This is a genomic window from Paenibacillus sp. A3M_27_13 (assembly GCF_024213315.1).
GTDB lineage: Bacteria > Bacillota > Bacilli > Paenibacillales > Paenibacillaceae > Paenibacillus > Paenibacillus polymyxa_B.
The window spans coordinates 860,764-881,746 of record NZ_JANAVE010000002.1 but is presented as its reverse complement, the minus strand read 5'-3'; the positions used below and the strand labels follow the sequence as shown (position 1 = coordinate 881,746).

21 protein-coding genes and 1 other RNA gene are annotated in these 20,983 nt (G+C 45.9%); 6 read left to right on the top strand and 16 right to left on the bottom strand.

The genetic code is table 11. The features are described from left to right. Positions 1-28: 28 nt before the first annotated feature. Genes NLX82_RS10595 through NLX82_RS10585 form a run of 3 tightly spaced genes read right to left on the bottom strand, consistent with a single transcriptional unit; the run spans position 29 to position 2,540 of the window. A complete protein-coding gene (locus NLX82_RS10595; protein WP_076157008.1) occupies positions 29-598 on the bottom strand; it encodes a DUF309 domain-containing protein in 570 nt (189 codons plus the stop codon). Then, the gene (gene yjbM, locus NLX82_RS10590; protein WP_023988035.1) at positions 599-1,411 is read right to left on the bottom strand and encodes a GTP diphosphokinase; all 813 of its coding nucleotides are present in this window, start codon (positions 1,409-1,411) and stop codon (positions 599-601) included. It lies immediately after the preceding gene. Between the two features lie 34 nt (positions 1,412-1,445). Continuing rightward, positions 1,446-2,540, bottom strand: a complete 1,095-nt coding sequence (locus NLX82_RS10585; RefSeq protein ID WP_025720086.1) for a quinone-dependent dihydroorotate dehydrogenase — start codon at positions 2,538-2,540, stop codon at positions 1,446-1,448. Between the two features lie 218 nt (positions 2,541-2,758). Between NLX82_RS10585 and NLX82_RS10580 the strand changes: the two genes are divergently transcribed. Next, on the top strand, positions 2,759-2,905 hold the full coding sequence (locus tag NLX82_RS10580) for a hypothetical protein (RefSeq protein ID WP_023988033.1): 147 nt from the start codon (positions 2,759-2,761) through the stop codon (positions 2,903-2,905). A gap of 27 nt (positions 2,906-2,932) precedes the next feature. Here the strand turns inward: NLX82_RS10580 and NLX82_RS10575 are convergent, their stop codons facing one another. The 3 genes from NLX82_RS10575 to NLX82_RS10565 all read right to left on the bottom strand — a co-directional run bounded on the left by NLX82_RS10575 (position 2,933) and on the right by NLX82_RS10565 (position 6,309). Then, on the bottom strand, positions 2,933-4,357 hold the full coding sequence (locus NLX82_RS10575) for a L,D-transpeptidase (RefSeq protein WP_076157011.1): 1,425 nt from the start codon (positions 4,355-4,357) through the stop codon (positions 2,933-2,935). A 267-nt stretch (positions 4,358-4,624) separates the two neighbouring features. Next, entirely contained in the window at positions 4,625-4,867 is a 243-nt protein-coding gene (locus tag NLX82_RS10570) for a ferredoxin (protein ID WP_023988031.1), read from the bottom strand. A gap of 161 nt (positions 4,868-5,028) precedes the next feature. Then, a complete protein-coding gene (locus NLX82_RS10565; RefSeq protein WP_023988030.1) occupies positions 5,029-6,309 on the bottom strand; it encodes a DNA polymerase IV in 1,281 nt (426 codons plus the stop codon). A gap of 292 nt (positions 6,310-6,601) precedes the next feature. On the opposite strand from NLX82_RS10565, the gene cimA reads away from it, so the two are divergent. Continuing rightward, positions 6,602-8,218: a citramalate synthase gene (cimA, locus tag NLX82_RS10560; RefSeq protein WP_013309728.1), complete on the top strand. Its 1,617-nt coding sequence runs from the start codon at positions 6,602-6,604 to the stop codon at positions 8,216-8,218. A 38-nt stretch (positions 8,219-8,256) separates the two neighbouring features. Here the strand turns inward: cimA and NLX82_RS10555 are convergent, their stop codons facing one another. The 4 genes from NLX82_RS10555 to NLX82_RS10540 all read right to left on the bottom strand — a co-directional run bounded on the left by NLX82_RS10555 (position 8,257) and on the right by NLX82_RS10540 (position 12,341). After that, a complete protein-coding gene (locus tag NLX82_RS10555; protein WP_075154033.1) occupies positions 8,257-8,901 on the bottom strand; it encodes a TlpA family protein disulfide reductase in 645 nt (214 codons plus the stop codon). 171 nt (positions 8,902-9,072) lie between these two features. Next, complete coding sequence (locus NLX82_RS10550) at positions 9,073-9,810, bottom strand: exonuclease domain-containing protein (RefSeq protein WP_069079859.1); 738 nt, start codon at positions 9,808-9,810, stop codon at positions 9,073-9,075. Continuing rightward, positions 9,807-10,889, bottom strand: coding sequence for a DUF294 nucleotidyltransferase-like domain-containing protein (locus NLX82_RS10545; RefSeq protein ID WP_254347999.1), 1,083 nt, complete (start codon positions 10,887-10,889; stop codon positions 9,807-9,809). The genes NLX82_RS10550 and NLX82_RS10545 overlap by 4 nt, the downstream gene beginning before the upstream one ends. A gap of 48 nt (positions 10,890-10,937) precedes the next feature. Beyond that, complete coding sequence (locus tag NLX82_RS10540) at positions 10,938-12,341, bottom strand: ammonium transporter (protein ID WP_023988025.1); 1,404 nt, start codon at positions 12,339-12,341, stop codon at positions 10,938-10,940. A gap of 295 nt (positions 12,342-12,636) precedes the next feature. Between NLX82_RS10540 and NLX82_RS10535 the strand changes: the two genes are divergently transcribed. Then, positions 12,637-13,068, top strand: coding sequence for a MerR family transcriptional regulator (locus NLX82_RS10535; protein ID WP_023988024.1), 432 nt, complete (start codon positions 12,637-12,639; stop codon positions 13,066-13,068). A gap of 40 nt (positions 13,069-13,108) precedes the next feature. Next, a complete protein-coding gene (locus NLX82_RS10530; RefSeq protein WP_023988023.1) occupies positions 13,109-13,780 on the top strand; it encodes a zinc metallopeptidase in 672 nt (223 codons plus the stop codon). Between the two features lie 79 nt (positions 13,781-13,859). On the opposite strand, the gene gltC is transcribed toward NLX82_RS10530, so the two are convergent. Together gltC and NLX82_RS10520 are read right to left on the bottom strand one after the other, a co-directional pair. Further along, a complete protein-coding gene (gltC, locus tag NLX82_RS10525; protein WP_023988022.1) occupies positions 13,860-14,798 on the bottom strand; it encodes a glutamate biosynthesis transcriptional regulator GltC in 939 nt (312 codons plus the stop codon). Between the two features lie 98 nt (positions 14,799-14,896). Next, positions 14,897-15,520, bottom strand: a complete 624-nt coding sequence (locus NLX82_RS10520) for a rhomboid family intramembrane serine protease (protein ID WP_023988021.1) — start codon at positions 15,518-15,520, stop codon at positions 14,897-14,899. 119 nt (positions 15,521-15,639) lie between these two features. On the opposite strand from NLX82_RS10520, the gene tpx reads away from it, so the two are divergent. After that, positions 15,640-16,158 (top strand): thiol peroxidase, encoded by a 519-nt coding sequence (tpx, locus tag NLX82_RS10515; RefSeq protein ID WP_053325164.1) that lies wholly within the window; start codon positions 15,640-15,642, stop codon positions 16,156-16,158. 92 nt (positions 16,159-16,250) lie between these two features. Here tpx and NLX82_RS10510 read toward each other — a convergent pair whose 3' ends face one another. The 4 genes from NLX82_RS10510 to cshA form a co-directional block, all read right to left on the bottom strand. Continuing rightward, the gene (locus NLX82_RS10510) at positions 16,251-16,643 is read right to left on the bottom strand and encodes a DUF1499 domain-containing protein (RefSeq protein ID WP_013309718.1); all 393 of its coding nucleotides are present in this window, start codon (positions 16,641-16,643) and stop codon (positions 16,251-16,253) included. A gap of 211 nt (positions 16,644-16,854) precedes the next feature. Then, positions 16,855-17,049: non-coding RNA, 6S RNA (gene ssrS, locus NLX82_RS10505), on the bottom strand. A 58-nt stretch (positions 17,050-17,107) separates the two neighbouring features. Next, positions 17,108-17,869 (bottom strand): YesL family protein, encoded by a 762-nt coding sequence (locus NLX82_RS10500; RefSeq protein WP_028542823.1) that lies wholly within the window; start codon positions 17,867-17,869, stop codon positions 17,108-17,110. 222 nt (positions 17,870-18,091) lie between these two features. Next, positions 18,092-19,681, bottom strand: a complete 1,590-nt coding sequence (cshA, locus tag NLX82_RS10495; RefSeq protein WP_023988018.1) for a degradosome RNA helicase CshA — start codon at positions 19,679-19,681, stop codon at positions 18,092-18,094. A gap of 325 nt (positions 19,682-20,006) precedes the next feature. Here cshA and NLX82_RS10490 point away from each other — a divergent pair, with 325 nt between their 5' ends. Next, entirely contained in the window at positions 20,007-20,828 is an 822-nt protein-coding gene (locus NLX82_RS10490; RefSeq protein ID WP_023988017.1) for a YitT family protein, read from the top strand. Positions 20,829-20,983: the final 155 nt, after the last annotated feature.

Below are 20,983 nucleotides of genomic sequence, written 5' to 3'. Positions count from 1 at the left end.
TTGCTTACCATGTGCATGTGCTTCAAACTCAAGGCGCATCCTTCGTTTCCACCGAGACAAAGCCCGATCCGCCAGCGGCCTGTCTTCGCCTAATTGAAGCTTCCAGCGCCTGCTGACGCTGCTCATGCTTTTCCCCACGCCGAGGACCTCTCTGCTGCGGGATGTTGACTGGAATGGACGACGATGCCTTCTCCACGGCACGGCGCAACCCGGGCTCGACGATTTCAATCGTCAAATCCCGATAAACCGGCGGTTGGTGCTGAAGCTCTTCCGTGCAGGTCATAACAGCTTCAGCAAGCTGACGGGCGCAAACGCGCGCCTCGTCCACCAGTTTCGCCATATTAATGCCCAGCGCCTGCGAAGGAGCATGCTCCAGCCGGTGGACCGCACTATCCAGCATCATATGTCCACCACGATAGTTACCATTCCGAAAATGATACAGTCCTACAGCAACTTGCAGCAAACCTTTATATACAGGGTCACGGTCCAGCTTAAGCCACAGCTCTTCCAGTACCTCATGACATTCAAAGTAATCCCGATCCCGATTGAAGTATACCAAATAAGTCACGTACAGCGGTTCGTAGGAAAGGTTTACCATTTAATATTCATCCCTGTCTTCTTCCTTGGTAGAGGCTTCTAGCATCTCTTTAACCTCATCGTGAAGCAGCTTGATTCCTTCCATGTCGTGCCGTTCCCACAGTTCATTAAATCTGCGCTGCGCATCAATCGTTTCACTGATCTTATGGTAGAAATACAGCCGATGCATACCTGTTAGCACTTTGGATACGATATTGGCTTCATCCTCGAACTTTTTCTGCGCTTCCAATATTTCAAGACGCATGGAAGACATCTCATTATCCAATACAAAGGCTGCCTCAGCTGCCTTTTTCAACCGTGTGCGCATATTATCAGGCAAGCTTTCACGATACTTATAGCTAAGAGAATGCTCAATAGTTGCCCAAAAATTCATAGCCAACGTACGGATTTGAATCTCTGCCAGCACGATTTTCAACCCCACTGCTGTCTGAACCGGATACTCCACAATCATATGAAAGCTGCGATAGCCGCTGTCTTTATAATTGGTGATATAGTCCTTTTCATACAGTACGGTCAAATCCTTACGTCTTCTGATGTATTCGGCCACCCGCCGAATATCCTCTACAAATTGACACATAATGCGAATGCCTGCAATATCCTCGATTCCCGTCTCCAGCTGATCAGAAGGAACTTGTAATCTCTTCGCCTTATCGAGGATGCTTGATATTTTTTTAACCCGTCCGGTTACGAATTCGATAGGAGCGTATTCCTCGCGCTTTTTCAGCTCCGCACGCATTGTTTTGAACTTGACCTTAAGCTCTTCCACCGCCTGATCGTATGGCAGTAAAAATGTTCCCCAGTCTCTTCCGTCCATCCCCGTACCTCCTGTCTCTTCCGACAACACTTTTTTATCTGTGATCTGCACCAACAGCCTCGTTAATGTGTCTAAAGCCGTCCTTTCGAAGCAGCTCACGCAGGCCAGCATGTATAGCCCTATTTACTTCCGGCCCTTCGTAGATCAATGCTGTATAAATTTCAATCAGGCTTGCGCCTGCTTTAATTTTGTCATAGGCATCACGACTCGTGAAGATGCCGCCTGATCCGATAATAGGCAGCTTACCTTCCGTCTGGCGGTACACCCGTCCGATGACCTCTGTGGAACGGTCACGCAGCGGCTTACCACTCAGCCCTCCTGTTTCACTCGCATTTCGGTGCGTCAGACCAGCTCTGGATATCGTTGTATTGGTCGCAATAATGCCGTCTACTCCACTGGCAGCAATCGCATCTGTCATATATTCCAATTCCTCATCCGATACATCCGGCGCAATTTTAACTAGTACAGACTTGGCATTGCCGTACTTTTTCGCCTGGACTCCCATCTCTGCCCGAACCGCTTCCAATAGCGACTTCAGTTCATGACCATGCTGGAGCTTTCGTAAATCCGGCGTATTCGGCGAGCTAATATTCACTACAAAGAAGTCCGCATACGGATACAGTGCGGAAATACACTTTTCATAGTCCTTATGAGCATCCTCATTGGGCGTGATTTTATTTTTACCGATATTAACTGCGACCGGAACAGGTCGATGTTTGAGTGCAGCCAGACGTTTGGCCATGCTCTCAGCACCCAGATTGTTAAAGCCCATCCGATTGACTAACGCCTCATCGGGAGGCAGTCGGAACAAACGAGGTCGATCATTGCCGGGCTGTCCCACAGGTGTCACCGTTCCCACTTCCATAAATCCAAACCCGATAGAAGAAAAACCAGTAACCGCTTCTGCATTTTTATCCAGTCCTGCAGCCAGTCCAATCGGGTTGGGAAAATGAATGCCAAACAGATCAACGGCAAGATCCTCCGTTTCCTTGACTCCGTACATCCCTCGCAGTGTCGCTGCTCCACCAGGGAGTGAACCCGCATGTTTTAAGCCGTCAATGACTACATGATGGGCCGTCTCTGGACTCATTTTAAAAAAAACAGGTTTCGCAATCCTTCGATACAACACGATTCATCCACTCCGTTCTATGCCCTTGCACAATCCTAAAAAAACATCTCTACAAAATAGTTTAGCTTTTTCCATACCAAAAAGAAAGTAATTTGCGAGGTGTAGTATCAGAACAATTCAGTTGTCATGGAGATGTCATTGAAAATGTATAATCAAACCATTTACAATGGACATAGTAAGACAAGACCTTAGCCCGTTAGAAAAGAGGGATTGCTGATATGAAGACCAAGCGCAAGCCGCCCAGTCTGCAAAAGAAAAAGGATGAGGTGAACAAGAAAGCGATTGTATGGACCGCCGTCAGCTTTGTTCTCCTCATCATTGTGATTATTCTGGTCATTGTTTTAGCACAAGCAGGAAATCGTTAAACACCAAGTAGCAATAGCATCAAAACGTTAATTTAGCCAGTGATAGGTTTTGCGGGGATTTGTCTGGTCATGCTGCGGCTCACTTGTAAATCGAGAACCAGGCACCAGCACTTGATCAGGCAATCCCCCGTTACCAATGACCACCTCCGTACCCGAAGGTACAAGTGCAAACAATTCCTCCACATCCTCTTTACCCATTCGGACGCAACCCAACGACTCATTTTTGCCAATGCTGTCCGGCTCGTTCGTGCCATGAATGGCATAATTCGTTGCAGACAGTTGCATCCCACGACTACCAAACTCACCGTTGGATTTTCCGTTCGGATTTACTACTTTATCGGTAATCACAAATTTCCCTTCTGGTGTTCTTTCTCCACCCAAACCGATAGGATAATTTCGAATAAGTACATTGCCACTTACCAGGGCGAGCCTGTGCTTAGATTTGTCCACCACAATTCGCAGCGGTTGCCCTAGAAAAGGTCGTCCGTGCAATGACGATGCCAGTAATGGACTGCTTTCGGCCGACGAGTCAGCGTCTAAATCTACTGCCTTCCCTGTTCCCTGTCCAGGTGAAGCAAGTAAATTACGCATAGGTGTAAAAGCCTTCTTCATCCCGTCTGTCGTACCGTACATCGTGTTAGCGGGAAAGTCTCGAGTCAGTTCATCAAGACTCTGGGGAAGACGTTGATGCTGTGAGCGAAAAGCACGCATGGAGCTATTCAACACAGCTAATTCCTCCTGTCCAGCAGCCCATTTTAGACCTGCTTTGCGAAGATTTTCACTGTCTGACGGCTTGCAAGCACACGCAGCGGCGTCGTAAGACTGAACAGCTAATCCGCCGTTTCCTTTGTTCTGTACACTAAGTAATGGCTTCATGCCCTCTCTCCAGAGCAGCCACGAGCCCCCTTGCTCCATGCCCAACATCGTAGTCTTGGACGGCAATCGGCTAGTCTTAGCCAACATATCAGTAAGCCCCGTTCCAGCTCCACTCCCTTTTCGAGCTTGAGCCGTAAACACACCACCAACCACACCGATCTGGGCCATCTCCTTCGGATCAGCAGTGGCCACTTTCGTAACTTCAATATTATCAATTGCTGCCTGCTCAGTTCCGGATGGAACAGATGTATTTTCATTTGAAGGTCTCGGTGAATTGGCTGAAGGAACCCATATGAGCAGTAGTACCATTAACGCAGTTAACAGGTGGCGTGTTCGAGCCGTCCTTCGCTCCTTCTCCTTGGACATCTGAACCAGTTTATCCTGATATTCCATCCATACGTCTGCCGGAATCTGTTTATGCTCGAAGGCTTCGAACACTTCTCCTGCGCGATTGAAGCAATAATTTGCTTTGCCCTCCTGACCGCTGCTCTCATACTCTTTGCCGAGTAAATACCAGGCCATTTTATTATCAGGGTGTTTTTTTACATACGATTTAAGATGAGGCGAATGGTTCATCGGATCCTCCTGATCGTGTAATCTTGCATACTTCCTATTATGTATATCGGTAAAAATAGACTCGATGGACAGCACATAAAAAAAAACGTCTATCGATGGACTTTCACGGAAGCCAGACCGCGTTTGGCAGAAGTTTTTTTTAGATTATAGAATGGCTCAGCTCCGCTGAACCATTCTATAATCTAAAAAAACAGCACCGACAGCTTACTTTCACCGTTATACGGCGAAGGGAGCTGTCGGTGCTGTGCCTATCAAAGAAGCCTACGCTTAACCTTCTTTATTGAACGGCTCGTCTGCTACTTTAATGGAATCTGTAGGGCAACCGTCACAAGCATCCTGCATATCATCAAACAAATCATCCGAGATTGCCTTGATGCCTTGGTTTGCATCCCCTTCAAAGATCACTTCAGCCAAACCTTCATCATCATAATCATAAATGTCAGGTGCTGTAGCGCCACAGGCTCCGCAAGCAATGCATGTATCTTTTTCTACCCAAGTGTATTTAGCCATAACTTTTCTCTTCCTCCTATACAATCAAACAAACCAGCTTTTACATTCTATTCACATATTAATACAAACCCAATATTATTACAAATTATTTTCCTTTATCCTTCGTGTAAAAAATGCTTATAACGTAAGCTTCTGATGCTTGCAATAATCTATCCAAAAGCTCACTCCGGAGTTGGTAGATTGTCTTTTTGCAGCGAAGTTCCGCGCAGCTTGGAGTTGCGCAGAAGTACCGAAGGATCATCTCCCAGCATCCCAGCGGTCAAAATTGCATTTTCACCAAACTTATCGCGCAGTGCATCCATCGTCTTCAATAAGCTTTCTTTCTTAGGCTGATCCTGGTATTCAAATAGATCCATTTGAACGGCCGCTTCCTCCTTTGGAATGAGCTGCTGTAACGTAATCCCCAGTAAGCGTACAGGCTTATCTTCTCCCCAATGGCGACGATACAACGCACAAGCTTCCTTATATATGTCCTCTGCACTTTCCGTAGGAGTGCTCCTGACTTGAGAACGCGTAAAGGTCTTCATATCCGGCGTCCGAATCGTCAATTGTATACCTCCTGCCAGCATACCGTGTCGTCGAAGCCGCCGGGCTACCTGATCACTAATGTTAAGAAGTACCCGTTGGGCTTCTTCCAGCTTTACCACATCCATAGGCAGGGTAGTCGTGTGACCAATGGACTTGTTTGGCTCCCGCTCAGTGCTGACAGGTGAATGGTTAATTCCGTTAGCGGCCAATTTTAACCACGAACCCGTCACACCAAATACGCCAACCAGCATATGCTCATCGGCCTTAGCCAGCTGCCCAATGGTACGAATATTCATTTGTAGAAGCTTATCTGCCGTTTTGCGGCCCACACCAAACAATTGACCACAAGGAAGGTTCCACAAAATATTGGGTACATCACGCAAACGTAGAATAGATATCCCGCGTGGTTTTTTCAGATCAGAAGCCATTTTGGCCAGCAACTTGTTAGGAGCAACTCCAATTGAACAGGGCAGGCCCAGCTCGTCTTCTACTCTGCGCTGGATTTCCTCAGCAATTTCCATAGGTGTTCCAAACTGTTTGGATCCAGAAATATCCAGATAGCACTCATCAATTGAAGTCGCTTCCAGCATAGGCGTATACGAATATGCAATGCTCATAAATGCTTTGGAATAACGACGATACAAGTGAAAATCAGGCTGTATTACAATGAGCTGTGGACAGATCCGGCGAGCCTGCTGAACGACCATCCCTGTTGAAATACCCAATCGTCGGGCTTCATAAGAGCAGGTTACAATTACACCTTTGCGCAGCTCACTACTGCCTGCCACCGCGGTAGGCAGTCCCTTATATTTCTCCGGCTCCTCCGCTGCATGAACGGAACAATAAAATGCATTCATATCCACATGCAGAATAACTCGCCCACCAGCCGGATAATAAGCACTGACATCTTTCATGCTCAACCCTTCTTTTTAACTGTAAATTCACCCATCATCGCGGGAATATGTGTTTTGATTTTATACTTGAGACACTTTTAAATGCTATTTCTATTTTACATAAAAATAATGGTTTTGCGGCTAAAAATGATAATTATATATTACAATTGAAGTCATAAGTTGATATAATCGACTAACATACGAACACGACAAACTAACGCTTTCCTGTTTTTAAGCGTTAAACAACTAAATTAATGTGCTTAAAAAAGCAGAGCATCACCAATCTGAGCAATCCGCAAAGGAGGAGTCCCTCATGTCCACCGCTATTTCTATCTTTGACACAACGCTGCGAGACGGCACTCAAGGAGAAGGAATTAGCTTGTCTGCTGATGACAAATTGAAAATCGCCAAAAAACTCGATGATCTCGGTGTTCATTATATTGAAGGCGGGATTCCCGGAAGCAACAGCAAGGATATCGAATTTTTCAAACGGGTACAAGAGCTGGGCCTTCAGGCAAAGATTGTCGCCTTCGGCAGCACGCGCCGCAAAGATAGCATCGCAGCACAGGATGTCAATCTGCAACGAATTCTGGAATCCGGCGCTCAGGCTGCTACACTTGTGGGTAAATCATGGGATTTTCATGTACACACCGCCTTACAGACGACACTAGAGGAAAATCTGTCTATGATTTACGACTCCATCGCCTTTTTAAAGCAAGGGGGCATGGAGGTTATTTTTGATGCCGAACATTTTTTCGACGGATATAAAAACAATCCCGAGTATGCAATGGCCGTTATGAAAAAAGCTGAGGAAGCAGGCGCGGATTGGCTCGTGATGTGCGATACAAACGGCGGTACCCTACCACATGAGATTCAGGAAATTGTCACTATGCTGCAAAGCCAGATAACGAGGTCACAGTTGGGTATTCATACACACAATGACTGCGAATTGGCAGTAGCGAACTCTCTAAGTGCTGTACAAGCAGGCGCAAGGCAGGTTCAGGGTACCATCAACGGCTACGGTGAACGGTGTGGTAACGCTAACCTGTGCTCCGTCATTCCTAATTTGCAGCTCAAGCTGGGCTACGACTGTCTAGATATTGAAAAGTTAAATCAACTCCACAATACAGCCCGCTTTGTGAGCGAAGTCGCCAACGTCAATATGCCTGTGAACCAGCCTTATGTTGGCAATGCAGCTTTTGCCCATAAGGGGGGCATTCACGTGTCAGCCATTCTACGCGACTCGCGAACTTATGAGCACATCGCTCCTGAACTCGTGGGGAACAAGCAGCGGGTTTTGGTCTCCGAACTGGCCGGGCAAAGCAACGTGGTATCCAAAGCGCAAGAGCTGGGCATCACCCTTGACCCATCCAGTGATGAGGCACGTGGCGTAATTAGCCGCATCAAGGAACTGGAGCATCAGGGATACCAGTTTGAAGGCGCGGATGCTTCGCTGGAACTGCTCATTCGTGAAGCAGGCGGTGAAGTGAAGGAAATGTTCTCTTTTGAGTCCTTTAAAGTGCTGGTAGAGAAAACAGCCGGCCGCCCGGTCGTATCCGAGGCATTCTTGAAACTGAATGTCGCAGGGACGAGTGTCTATACCGCAGCTGAAGGCAACGGTCCTGTCAACGCGCTCGATAACGCACTCCGCAAGGCTCTTTCTCAGTATTTCCCTGCCTTGCGGGACATGCATTTGGCTGACTACAAGGTACGTGTGCTTGACGAAAAGGATGCCACCGCCGCCAAGGTACGTGTGCTCATTGAGTCTAAAAATTACGAGGACGTCTGGAGTAACGTAGGTGTATCTGAAAATGTAATTGAAGCCAGCTGGGAAGCTCTCTTGGACAGTTTCCGTTACGCATTGTTGGAAGCACCAACTCCAAAAAACGATCAGGCAGAGCTTACTCATCATGGATTAGTTAATCACTAATCAGGTGCTCGCATGAGCTATAAGGTGCCTTTGGCGGTCTACTCGGCTCCCAAAGACACCTTCTTTTTTTGAAGAGTTTTTATTTTGCGTTCCAACTCCTGCTCACTGAGCATGCCGATTATGATTTCGCGGACCTGTCCATGATGATCAACCAGTACATGGGTCGGAAAAGCCACCCCTCCAAATCGTTCAAACAATGCTCCTTGCTCATCAAGTAAAATGGGAAATTGGAGATCCAAAGAGCGGGAAAACTTCTGTACATCCTCCAATCGATCATAGCGAGTTACATTGATACCATAAACATCCACATCATCTTTGTACTTACTATACAACTCATTCAGCATAGGTGCTTCTAATCGGCACGGGTCGCACCACGAAGCCCAAAAGCTAATAACCAAAGCTTTATTGCGCGTAGCCCCTACATCGTAGGACTTGCCATTTAACCCCTTTAAAATCATAGAAGGAAGCCGTTGCCCAGGTTTTATCTTTTTCATTACCTCTACCGCATGTGTTTCAGCCTCTACCTCTTTCTCAGCTTCAAGTCTTTCTCTACCATATTCCTCTTTTAATGGTACATTTTTTATGGACAGGCTTGCTGCATAAGTTGTGTTTGCAATAACTCCCCATGAAGCCCCAATCACAACCAGCATAACCATCGCTCTGATGAAAAGAAATCTTTTCACGTCTTATCACCTGTCTTTCATCTAAATGACCCTTACCTTCTCCATAGGATGCCCATACTGTTCCCACCTCTAACCTTCTAAATCTGAACAGGACGCAAAAAAAACAGCAAACCCACGAAATCGCGAACTTGCTGTTTTTATGTGTATATGAATGCTATGCCTTGTACTGAATCAGGCATGACTTAAATGCGCGTAGACATCTGCCAAATTGGTCACGTTACGCTTCAGCATTTCCTGAACATACGCAACCCACAGCTTAGCCGTCATTTTCGCATCCTCTAACGCATGGTGCCGCCCTTCAATCGGAATGGATTGGTAGGCCAACAATTCATCCAAACTGTAGGTTTGATGTTGCTGTGGCTCGAGCCATTTGGCAAGCATCATCGTATCCAGAACACGATGAGTCAATTGGACTTTAGATGTTTTCCATAATGCAGCATTCAAAAAGGCCTTATCATGAGCGCTAGCATGTGCTACAAGTACTCGCCCACCTACAAAGGACATAAAGTCGTGCAGTCCATTCATAAGTGGTGGAGCTTGATCCGTCATTTCCCGGGTAATCCCAGTTAGCTCGGTAATGTGCTCAGGAATCACAGTCCGTGGATTAACAAGCGTATAAAACTGCTCTTTTTCCATAATCATGTCCCCGACAACCCGAATCGCCCCGAACGATAAAATCTCATCACCATGCTGTGCTGAAAATCCCGTTGTCTCCAGATCAAAAACTACCGTCTCCAAACGATCCAGCGGGGTCCGCAATACTTCAGAGCGCCGTTGCTCCCGGGTTAAGGAGCGAATAAACGCCATCTGCTGAGCCGTAGGAGCCCCCATTACAGACGCGATCGCAGACGGCACTCCTCCTCTGCGGAGAGCGCTCCAGAAGCCACTTCCCTGCACTGGTTCCTTCATGACCTTCTCCCTTCCATAAATCGCAACTGCCTTTGCAACGCACGATGCAGCCGTCGTACCGTGGAAAGCGCCTCGCGCAACTCATGCCAGCCTTTACCTTGTTTCAGCGGCTTTACAGCCAGGTAGCCATCGCTGACCAGCAATCCATCATTCTCCTTCACTGGCGTAGCCATTCGTAGCTGAAGCGCAATCCGAAAGGCTCGCTCGCAAGCATCGAGTAAAGGCAACGGTGCCGCTTCCAGTGATGCGAGACGACTGAGCCTTTTGAAGGTGGAGGTTTCCTCTACACCATGTTGCAACGCCAAAAAACGGACTGCGTTCACCAGTGGAATGTACAATCCGTATTTCACATCAAAATCGCCCGCATGCTCACCGAAGCGCTCGGTAACGATCTGACCTAAAATATTAAGTGTCGCTTTATGCCTCACTGTGTTCCTAAGTACCGCCGAGGGTAAATCAGGATGTTTTCGGAACAACTCATAAAAACTTCGTTTCCAGTTTGCAGATAGTCGCTCATCTCCAGCGATATGCCTCATATCAGACGAGATAATCAGATAACGGATCGGCTCCCAAGCAAAATCATCCGACCATTTCGTTAGCTGTTTTTGCCATCCAGACAATGTTTGACGCCACAACGGCTCCGAGCACATTACTTTCCCTTCACATTTGGGATATCCCAAATACTCTAACATCGCAGACACTCTGCGACCAAACTCTCTAAAATACAATTCTTTGTCAGCAGATATTGTGTCACTGATAATCATACCGTTATCCTGGTCACTCCACAGCGTCGATTCCGAGCGCCCCATGCTTCCGAAGGCTATAAATGCGTAAGGGACGGGAGGAGGGCCGAAGCCATCCTCAACCATCCCTTTTTCGCACATTTGTACAGCTCTGGCCGCGATGCGGTCATGCATTTCATTCGCCGTTCGTAACCAGTCTGATAACGGAGCGGAGGCTTGGGAAGCCAGCAGCCATTTTTGAGAGTCGACCCTGGCCTGCCTTAGCGATTCAGGTGTATCTGCATGATCTATCGCTTCGGCGGAACTCACCCAAGGGGCCATATTTTGCAGTTCCATACTTCCATCTCCTCCGCTCATCCATACTGGTTCTTTATATTTTACATATTAGTTCACAATTCCAGAACGCTTTTCAGCCTCAGCAACCAACTTCATTTGCTCAGGATACCCGTACGTACCGTGTTCACTGATATCCAGTCCCATCGTTTCTTCCTCTTCCGTAACGCGAATACCCATAATTGCTTTCATCGCACCCAGAATAATGAAGGAAATGACGAACACGAAAGCCAAGGTGCCAATCAGTCCAAGCAGCTGTACTCCTAATTGGGTAAATCCACCACCATAGAACAGACCCGCTTGACCTACACCTGTTATTTTTACAAGCTCAGGAGTAGCGAAGAACCCTGTGGACACTGCGCCCCACATCCCTGCAACACCATGCACGGAGAAAGCATATACCGGGTCATCTACTCTTGCACGCTCAAACCATTGCGCTGTGAAGAAAGTGACGATCCCTGCAACTGCACCAATGACCAGTGCCGCCCAAGGTGCTACAAAGGCACAAGAACCAGTAATGGCAACCAAAGCCGCCAGCACACCGTTTAACATAGCAGGAATATCTGCCTTTCCGTATACCATCCAGGATACGAGCAAAGCGAAAACTCCACCTGCCGCAGCAGCAATATTGGTAGTCAAGGCCACATATCCAAAGAATCCGTCGTTCATAGCCGATACAGCACTACCTGGGTTAAATCCAAACCAACCAAACCAGAGAATAATAACACCCAAGATAGAGTACACCTGATTATGACCAGGGATAATGTTCGGCTTGCCATCTTTATTGAACTTGCCCAGACGCGGTTTGAGCAGCAGTGTAGCGACGAGTGCCGCCGTAGCGCCTGTCAAATGGACTACCGTCGAACCGGCATAATCCTGCATTCCCAACTTACCAAGCCATCCGCCGCCCCACACCCAGTGAGCTACAACCGGATAGATTACGATGGAGAATAAAATACCGAAGATAATGTATACACTTAATTTTGCACGCTCTGCCATCCCCCCGCATGCGATAGAAAGTGATACCGCAGCGAAAGCAAAGTGGAACAAAAACATAATTGTAATCGGAACATCCAGACCTGAAAGAGCATCAAACGATACTGCAGCATCCGTACCACTCATGAAGAAACCCGTCAGTCCCATAAAACCGTTGCCGCCATCATTACCAAAGCCGAATCCAAATCCAAGTGCCCAGAAGGACAAAGCCGCAACACCCGTGGTGAGAATCGTTTTACCAGCGACATGGCCCGCATTCTTCATTCGTGTCGAGCCTGCCTCCAGCAATGCAAATCCCGCTTGCATAAAAAATACAAGTATAAATGCCAAGAACGTAAAGGCCGTGTTTAGCCCAGCTTGAAGTTGAATATTTGTCGGACCGTCAGCAGCAAACGCACCTACCGGAAAAGCTAATACTGTCAGCATGGCCAATAATACAACTAACCACTTTTTTCTCATGAAGCCCACTCCCTCGAATGTTAAGTTTCTTTACATTTCGTGAAATTCTTATTGTCATTATAATCAGAATACATGAAAGTTGACAAGATTTTTTTTATTATGTTAAAAAAAGATGGTCCCAAACAATCCATGTCACATTTACTAACTATAAAAGTAGCTTGTTTCTGTCCGGAAAAAAGCATGACGTTTGACTGTATGGTTGGGAATCATGTAAAATATTCTTTATAAACACTCCGTTTGCAAATGCTAATATTGAAGGTTGAACGAAGAGCGCGAGGTGAAGACAGATGGGGATATGAAGCTGTATCGAATTGGTGAGCTAGCCAAGGCGGCTGGTGTCAGCGAACGAACTATTGATTATTACACAAAGCTTGGTTTGATCACACCTGAAGAACGATCATTGAAAAATTATCGGCTTTATAATGATGAAACCTTAAACAGGCTTGAACGTATTAACCAAATGAAACAAGAGAAATATAGCCTTGAGGAAATCAGACAGACACTGATTAAATGGAACTCGGTCGCGGGGGAAGAGCACGTCACGGACAAATTAACGAGTCTAGAAATGCACATGCAGCGTCTGGAACGTGAAGTCAATGAACTACAGCCTCTTCTGGGGCAGCTCAAGCCCGTTCAAGCGCGCAAGTTGCTTACTGGTCTACTACCACAAAGCGCCGCTTGTATCGAAGCTCTGAAGTATCTGCTAGAGCATAGTTCTATGATGTAGATGCCCGGGCTAGTGATGAACAATAATGGAGGGTTGCTTTATGATGGGTATGTATATATTGATTATTCTTGCGTTCGGATTATCCTTATGGGCGCAATTCCGTGTAAAAGGTACTTTTAATAAATGGTCTGATGTCCCAAATGAAAATGGGTTGACCGGTTATGATGCTGCTCGGCATATGCTGGATCGCAATGGTTTGCATGATGTGCCTATTGAACCAGTACCTGGTGCGTTGTCTGACCATTATGATCCAATGCAAAGAGTCGTACGGCTGTCCGAGCCCGTTTATTATGAAAAATCCATTTCTGCAGTTGCCGTAGCTTGTCACGAGGTCGGTCATGCCATTCAGCATAAAGAGCATTATCCCATGCTGGCACTCCGTCACCGGATCTTTCCGATCGTAAACTTCGCTTCCGGGATTGCACCGTTTCTGCTGATTGCCGGTTTCTTATTCAGCTACACGAACCTGATTGGCTTGGGTATCATCTTTTTCTCGGCTACTGTCGCCTTTCAATTAATTACATTACCGGTTGAATTTAATGCTTCCAACCGCGCCCGAGAAATTATGGTTTCCGAAGGGTTTATCCGTAGTGATGAAGAACGGGGTATAGCCAAAGTATTAAATGCTGCTGCATTAACTTATGTGGCTGCAGCTCTCGTTTCCTTGCTGGAACTAATCCGCTTAATCGGTATCTTTAACAGCCGGGATTAATTGCTTGTATTACAAAAAAGGTTGTTCCTCCACCAAGAGGAACAACCTTTTTCCTTTATCTAAAACCAATCAGCTATACTCACTGCCCTAAATCCGCTTTAGCACTTCCATTCGGAGTAGCAGCACTACCTTTAAGGCCAAAATATTGCAACAAAAAAGTTCGGAATGACTTTGCAACTAATGGTAGTTTGTCATCTCTGCGATGAATCAAGCCAATAGTTCGCGTGACCTCTGGATCAACAATCGACACTCTTGCAGGTTGAAGCGGGTTGGTCTGAAACAACGCCATTTCAGGCAAAAGACTGACTCCCATACCAGCCGCAACTAATCCGCGAATCGTATCTGTCTCTTCACCTTCAAAAGCGATATCCGGCGTAAACCCTGCCTCCAGACAAGCCTGCCAGACAATCGGACGTAACGAATATCCATCTCTGAACAGGATGAATTTTTCTCCTTTAAGCTGACTCAGCGTAATGTGTTTGGCCGTAGCTAAAGGATGATTGGGCGGGAGAACAGCAAACAACTCCTCGGTCAGCACCACATCCCCCTCTACATGATCATGACGATCCGGAAAAGGAGATACAAAAGCCAAATCCACCTCACCCGCTAACACATCACGAATTAAACTCGGGTACATCCCCTGTTTAAATCTGAATTTAACATTGGGATACCGCTTTCGGAATTCAGCCACCACTGTAGGAATAAGATGAATCCCCAAACTGTGCGGAAAACCGATGCGGATTTCGCCCCCCTCAGGATCCAAAAACTCATGTACTTCCAAAACAGCTCGCTCTAGATCTTTTATAATCGTCTCAACCCGTTTGCAAAATAGTTGTCCCACTGGCGTAAGCTGCAAATTGCGACCCTTTTGCATAAAAAGATTGACTCCCAGCTCCTCTTCAAGCTGATGAATTTGCCGACTTACCGCAGATTGCGCCACATGTAGCTCCTCGGCTGCCTGAGTGACATGTTCTTTTTGCGCTACCTTCATGAAGTATTGCAACTGTCGTAATTCCACTCCGATATTCGCTCCAATCTGTTTTTCAACATCCGGAAGAAGACGTCAATCGAACATCATCCTCTTTCTTCCCCTGCTAACTTACCGTAAAACTATCTTTAGTGACGTTTGCGTTGGCCAGTCAATCTGATCATTAATCCATAAAGGAAAAACCCACTGAGCAATCCCCCGAAGTGAGCGGTCCAGTTAATGTTCGCTACAGCGAAAGAAAACAGGATACCAAACCCAAGCAGCGTGTACAGCGTTTTACGCGAGGCGTCATCCATCAGTGACCGCTGGAACAGGGCAACGTATAGGAATGCTCCATAGATGCCATAAATCGCTCCTGAAGCTCCTACAGAGACTGTCGTTTCCGTCATCATATTGTAATGCGCGATGGACAGTATGTTCCCTACAATGCCCGTGACCAGATACAATAACACATAGCGGAAGGACCCCAGCAAACGCTCCAGCGGAGGAGCGAAGACGAGTATGGCGAAGGAATTGAACAGAAGATGATCAAACCCTGCATGTAAAAACATAGCTGATACATATCGCCACAGTTGATCAGTGAATGGCGCCTCATTAATCAAAGCTCCATATCGGATCAACGTCAAACTATTTTCCGATCCACCCTGTACGGTGAGTACAATAAACATCACAATATTAATGAGCAAAATCAGACAGGTCACTGGGTAAAACCGCAAATAACTTTTCCAGTTCTCATAACGTAAAAAAATCAAGGCAATCCTTCCTTCATGGGTGTCTCCACCTTATTCAAATTGGACAATGTCTTTTATAAAAGATTATAATAGATTTCGGCAACGATAACCAATGCTAAAAACCAAGGAGGCTATTACATATGGCACAAGAACGTACAGGAGCTGCTACTTTTAAAGGCAATCCTTTGACACTCTTAGGTCCTGAACTGAAGGTTGGAGATCAGGCACCTGATTTCAAATTACAGAAAAACCTGCTAGAAGCAGCTACGCTCCAAGACTTTGCAGGCAAAGTCAAATTGATCAGTGTTGTTCCTTCTTTGGATACAGGCGTGTGTGACGCACAGACTCGACGTTTTAACCAGGAAGCTGATTCCCTTGGGGATCAAGTCGTAGTGCTGACTGTCAGCGTCGATCTGCCTTTCGCTCAAGCTCGTTGGTGCGGTGCTGCCGGTATCGACCGCGTATTGACACTGTCCGACTATAAGGATCATTCCTTCGGCGAAGCTTATGGTGTGTTCATCAAGGAATTCCATTTGGATCATAGAGCTATTTTTGTGATTGATCAAAATGACAAAATCGCTTACGTAGAATACTTGAGCGAAATGTCCGAGCACCCTGACTATGAGCAAGCGATTGCAGCAGTGAAAAAACTCGTCTAAATCAAGACTGAATATTAAAAAAGCGAGTGAAGGGTTGCCTTCCTCGCTTTTTTTGACGTTTGTCTGCCACATCACTGCTCACACATCTACAATTACTGCACGACCTTATGAGCGGACAGCTTCTTGTCAATCACAGCGAACAGTTGCAAAATGATGCGGTAATTCGCGCCCAAGTCCCCTAGCGATCCGCGTGAAGCAGAATAAATATCCACCGCACTCCGAACTGGCGAGACGGACAATATAGAAACGGTAATGTCGACAGTTCTACCGAACGCCGTTCGCTTCTCTAACGTAATCTCACCTACGGATGCTACCTCATGGAGTACCTTGTAGCCAGGAATTTTTTTCAAAATAGATGATACTTCTTCCCAAGCCTTGTCTCTCGATAAGTTATAATAGCGTGTCTTCATTTGGGGGTCCTTGACCCGGTCGCTTGTACCTTCTTGGCTGCGCACAATCCCTACCAGAGTCCTCTTCAACGACAAGACATTTCCTCCTTCACGATAATCGTTGCCATAATGCAGCACATCGGTTTTTTTGCTGCAAGCGCTTTATAAAAACGTTAAACAACAAAAATTTAACCGACCATACCTGTGGTATGCGACCTTAGTACCTCATGTCTTAGTTTAACATTGTTACATACAAAAAACACCCTGTTTCTGCACGAAGCATGAACAGAGTGTATTCATTATCTTTGGAGTACCCGCCGATGCCGTCCGACCATAGCGTCTTCTGAACCTGCTTTAGCAGGTGGGTGACCGCAGAATAAACTTTTGAAGTCCCCTTGTCAGGAATTGACAGGGCTTTTCAGCTGTTCATCCGTATAGATCTCCCTAGACATTGTCATTGGTTCAAAACAACAAATGACCGTAACGTGCATCGCAGGATGTGACCTTATTATAGCGCTTCTCACTCAGAAAGTAAATGCTAGGAGAAATATGTTTTATTTTTAGAGGTTATCACTTTTCTTGTCTTCAATGGTTGCCGTACCTTCATCTTTCTGCTTCATCTTTTCCATTTGATCTTGCATTTTGAGGAATGTTCCATAAAAATTAAAGAAAGCGAACCAGGCAACCACGCTGCCGATGAAGAATAGGAAAAGCACAGGATATTTGACTCCAATAAATATAACAACGGCGCTGCCGAGCATGGTGGAAAATACACGGAATGGTCGAATCAGCGTCAATAAAACCGCATTTTTAATAATTTGTCCGGTAGACATATGATAATGAGCCACCATCGAAAAGAAGTTAAACATAGACACAAGCAAAATAATGATAAGAATAAGCATAATTACGCCCACGATTTGCAAGTTGCTGAGTTGTGTCATATATACGGTATAATCCACATACATGATGACAAACAGCAATGTGTAAAAGATACCCCCGATCAGACTCTGCTTATAATTCTCTTTATACCCTTTAAAAAAGGTACGAAACACGCCCGTATCGGTATCACCCATTACCCATTTGCGAACCACTGTGAACATAGCCGATGTGGCTGGAAATAAAGTAAGCGGTGCCAAAATAGCCATCGCCCAGTTCATTTGTAAAGACTCATTAGCCAAATTCTGATTCATTACAAGTAGTTTCAGTATGAGGCAGAATACAAAAGGCGACGAACATAACACCCATAACAAATTTGTAGCCGCCAGTCGGGTAATCCACTCGGTCAGGCGGTAAATACCACCCATAGCTCCTTTAAACTCCAATGTCAGTCTCTCCCTCCGCAAGCCTTGGCAGTTCCAAGACTCATGTTGCTATGCCTATAAATTCCGGCTCTTGACTATATCATACCGTATTTCAGCCCTAATACGCCAGAGAAATCAATACGTGACCCATTAAAGCAGATCGCTAAAAGGTTCATTCATACTGATCAATCATAACAAAAAAGCCGAAGCTTCATCTGCTTCGACTTTTCATTATTTCATTTCTTATTCGGAAGAGGAATCTTCACGTCTTGCAGGACGACGAGTTTCTCCATTGCTGCTCGGGCGTGGTTTACGATCTCCACTGTAGCGGCTTCCGGAATCACGGTTGTAGCCACCGCCTTCTTTGCCACGGTTGTAACCGCCATATCCACCTTTACTTCCACTACCGCCGGTACCGCCAGAACGGTTGGAATTGTAACCACCGTTGCTGCGACCGCTATAGTTGGAAGGCTTGCGACCGCCAGAACGCACGTCTGGTTTACGACGTTTTGCACGGATCGGATCTTCTGGAGTCAACTCAATCGATGCTTCTCTTTTCTCACCAGTCATCAGTTTCAGAGCTGCGGAGAGAAGTTGTACAGAATCATATTGCTCCAGCATTTGAATAGCCAAACCTTTGTACTCGTTCAGCTCACCGCTTTCTACAGCCTCTAGGAGACGTTCAGCAATGATACGTTGTTTGCCTTCCAGAGCTTCAGCCAACGTTGGAAGCGGCTTGCGTGGAATGCGGTGACGAGTTACACGTTCGATAAAGTGCAAATGGTCAATTTCACGAGGCGTTACGAAAGACCAAGCTTCCCCTTCTTTACCTGCACGTCCAGTACGTCCAATACGGTGAACATAGCTTTCTGGATCTTGCGGAAGGTCAAAGTTCACAACGTGAGTTACGCCGGAAACGTCCAAACCACGGGCAGCTACGTCAGTCGCTACGAGCACATCGATGCTTCCGTCACGGAATTTACGCATTACAGCATCACGTTGGTTTTGAGACAAGTCACCATGCAAACCGTCTGCAGAATATCCGCGTTTTTGCAGAGCTTCAGCCAGCTCGTCTACCCGACGCTTGGTACGACCAAATACGATAGCAAGTTCTGGGGATTCCATGTCGATCAAGCGGCTCAATGCTTCGAATTTTTGACGCTCAGGAACTTCGATATAGGCCTGATCAATCAGTGGAGCACTAACTTGTTTAGGAATAACTGAAACATGCTCAGGATTTTTGAGGAATTGCTCAGCCAATCTTTTAATATTAGGAGGCATTGTAGCCGAGAAAAGCATCGTTTGGCGCTCGTCTGGAACTTGCTTCAGAATGGATTGAATATCTTCCATGAAGCCCATATCCAACATTTCATCTGCTTCATCCAAAACAACTGTGTTTACATCTTCCAGCTTGATGGTTTTGCGATTAATATGGTCAAGCAAGCGTCCTGGCGTACCAATAATAATTTGAGGTTTCTTTTTCAAAGCACGAATCTGGCGTACGATATCTTGTCCACCATAGATTGGCAAAGTACGAAGACCTTTGAAACGGGAGAGTTTTTCGATTTCTTCAGCTACCTGGATAGCAAGCTCACGTGTTGGTGCCATGATCAGGGCTCTGATTTTTTCGTCGCTTCTAGAAATTTTGTTGATCAGCGGAATACCAAACGCAGCAGTTTTACCAGTACCTGTTTGGGCTTGGCCAATCATGTCTCTGCCTTGCAGTGCAATCGGGATGGATTGGGATTGAATTGGTGTTGCTTCTTCAAAACCCAGTTCTGTAATCGCCTGAATTACTTTCGGTTCAAGATCAAATTCTGCAAATGTCGTCAAATTTATTCAAACTCCTTCATAATGGTGGATGTGGTGGACAATCCACAATGTTGTCTGTATTCTTAAGTAGCGATATTATTGTATAAGTTTTCCCCAATACAGTGACAGTTTATTTAGACCTATAACTGCATCTTTCTGTAATGAATTTGGGGAACCTATCCGATACATCTTAAACGAATTTATCCTTTTTAAAACAGTTTAAATTTTAAGTGTTTCTCTGGACATAGGTCCCTACTCAAGAATATCCACATCGCATTATAGCACAGAACAATTCATGAATACCAGCAAGTTGCTTCCCGTATAATTTAAATGAGGTGAAATTAAGTTGTTAAAAATAGTGTTAAACTGCTTAACTGTCATTTTTGGAGCCGCTGCCATTGCATGCGGTTTTAATCTGTTTCTCGTGCCACACCACTTGCTGAGCGGAGGAGTAGCCGGGCTTTCCATGTTAATCGGCTACTTCACAAAATTTGATATCAGCGCGATGTATTTTATTATCAATATCCCGATGCTTATTGCAGGCTGGTTTATTTTAGGCAAGCGTTTTATTAGCCTGAGCATTTTATCCGTTGTCGTTACAACGTGGATTTTGGCGTGGGTGCCGGTGCAATCTGTCGTGTCGGACCCCCTGCTGGCCTCCGTTTTTGGTGGGGTAATGATCGGCGTTGGAGCAGGAATTTCCTTTCGGGTAGGAGGGTCCACGGGCGGTTTTGACATTATCGGTTCCATCGTCACTCGTTATCGTGACTTCCCCGTAGGAACTGTACTTGTTGGCATGAATGGACTGGTCATTCTTGCAGCAGGATATTTGAACGATGATTGGAATATTGCACTTGCGTCGATGCTATCTATTTTTGTGACTGGCAAGGTATTGGATCAAATCTATGTCAGTCACACGAAGATTACCGTCTACATTATTACAGAGCACACCGACAAGCTACTGGAGCGGATGTTGACCACACCACGCGGTGTTAGCAAAATAAAAATTGAAGGCGCATTTTCACATACCGAAAAGGACATGCTGATGACTGTCACGACACGCTACGAGCTAGTTGAATTAAAACGCATCATTAAAGAAGTGGACCCATCTGCTTTTGTCAATATTGTGGAAACGGTTGGGGTGATGGGTTCATTTCGCCGAAGATAAGCACAAACCTAAGTGTCAAAATACAGTTTCTGTGGTACACTATATGTGCGCTGTTCCCATAGTATATAAAGACCAGCTTTACCTGCTATTTCACAGGCACTTTGCTTTTCCGAATCGTATTGAATGATTCTTTTGGAATGATTCCGAGCAGGAAA

Bases quoted from the DNA above. Each gene is read 5' to 3' on its own strand.
- NLX82_RS10530 (WP_023988023.1), top strand. From the start codon at position 13,109: ATGATGGGTATGTATATATTGATTATTCTTGCGTTCGGATTATCCTTA.
- NLX82_RS10580 (WP_023988033.1), top strand. From the start codon at position 2,759: ATGAAGACCAAGCGCAAGCCGCCCAGTCTGCAAAAGAAAAAGGATGAG.
- NLX82_RS10545 (WP_254347999.1), bottom strand. From the start codon at position 10,889: ATGGAACTGCAAAATATGGCCCCTTGGGTGAGTTCCGCCGAAGCGATA.
- NLX82_RS10595 (WP_076157008.1), bottom strand. From the start codon at position 598: ATGGTAAACCTTTCCTACGAACCGCTGTACGTGACTTATTTGGTATAC.
- NLX82_RS10565 (WP_023988030.1), bottom strand. From the start codon at position 6,309: ATGAAAGATGTCAGTGCTTATTATCCGGCTGGTGGGCGAGTTATTCTG.
- tpx (WP_053325164.1), top strand. From the start codon at position 15,640: ATGGCACAAGAACGTACAGGAGCTGCTACTTTTAAAGGCAATCCTTTG.
- NLX82_RS10550 (WP_069079859.1), bottom strand. From the start codon at position 9,810: ATGAAGGAACCAGTGCAGGGAAGTGGCTTCTGGAGCGCTCTCCGCAGA.
- NLX82_RS10575 (WP_076157011.1), bottom strand. From the start codon at position 4,357: ATGAACCATTCGCCTCATCTTAAATCGTATGTAAAAAAACACCCTGAT.
- yjbM (WP_023988035.1), bottom strand. From the start codon at position 1,411: ATGGACGGAAGAGACTGGGGAACATTTTTACTGCCATACGATCAGGCG.
- cimA (WP_013309728.1), top strand. From the start codon at position 6,602: ATGTCCACCGCTATTTCTATCTTTGACACAACGCTGCGAGACGGCACT.
- NLX82_RS10570 (WP_023988031.1), bottom strand. From the start codon at position 4,867: ATGGCTAAATACACTTGGGTAGAAAAAGATACATGCATTGCTTGCGGA.
- NLX82_RS10535 (WP_023988024.1), top strand. From the start codon at position 12,637: ATGAAGCTGTATCGAATTGGTGAGCTAGCCAAGGCGGCTGGTGTCAGC.
- NLX82_RS10540 (WP_023988025.1), bottom strand. From the start codon at position 12,341: ATGAGAAAAAAGTGGTTAGTTGTATTATTGGCCATGCTGACAGTATTA.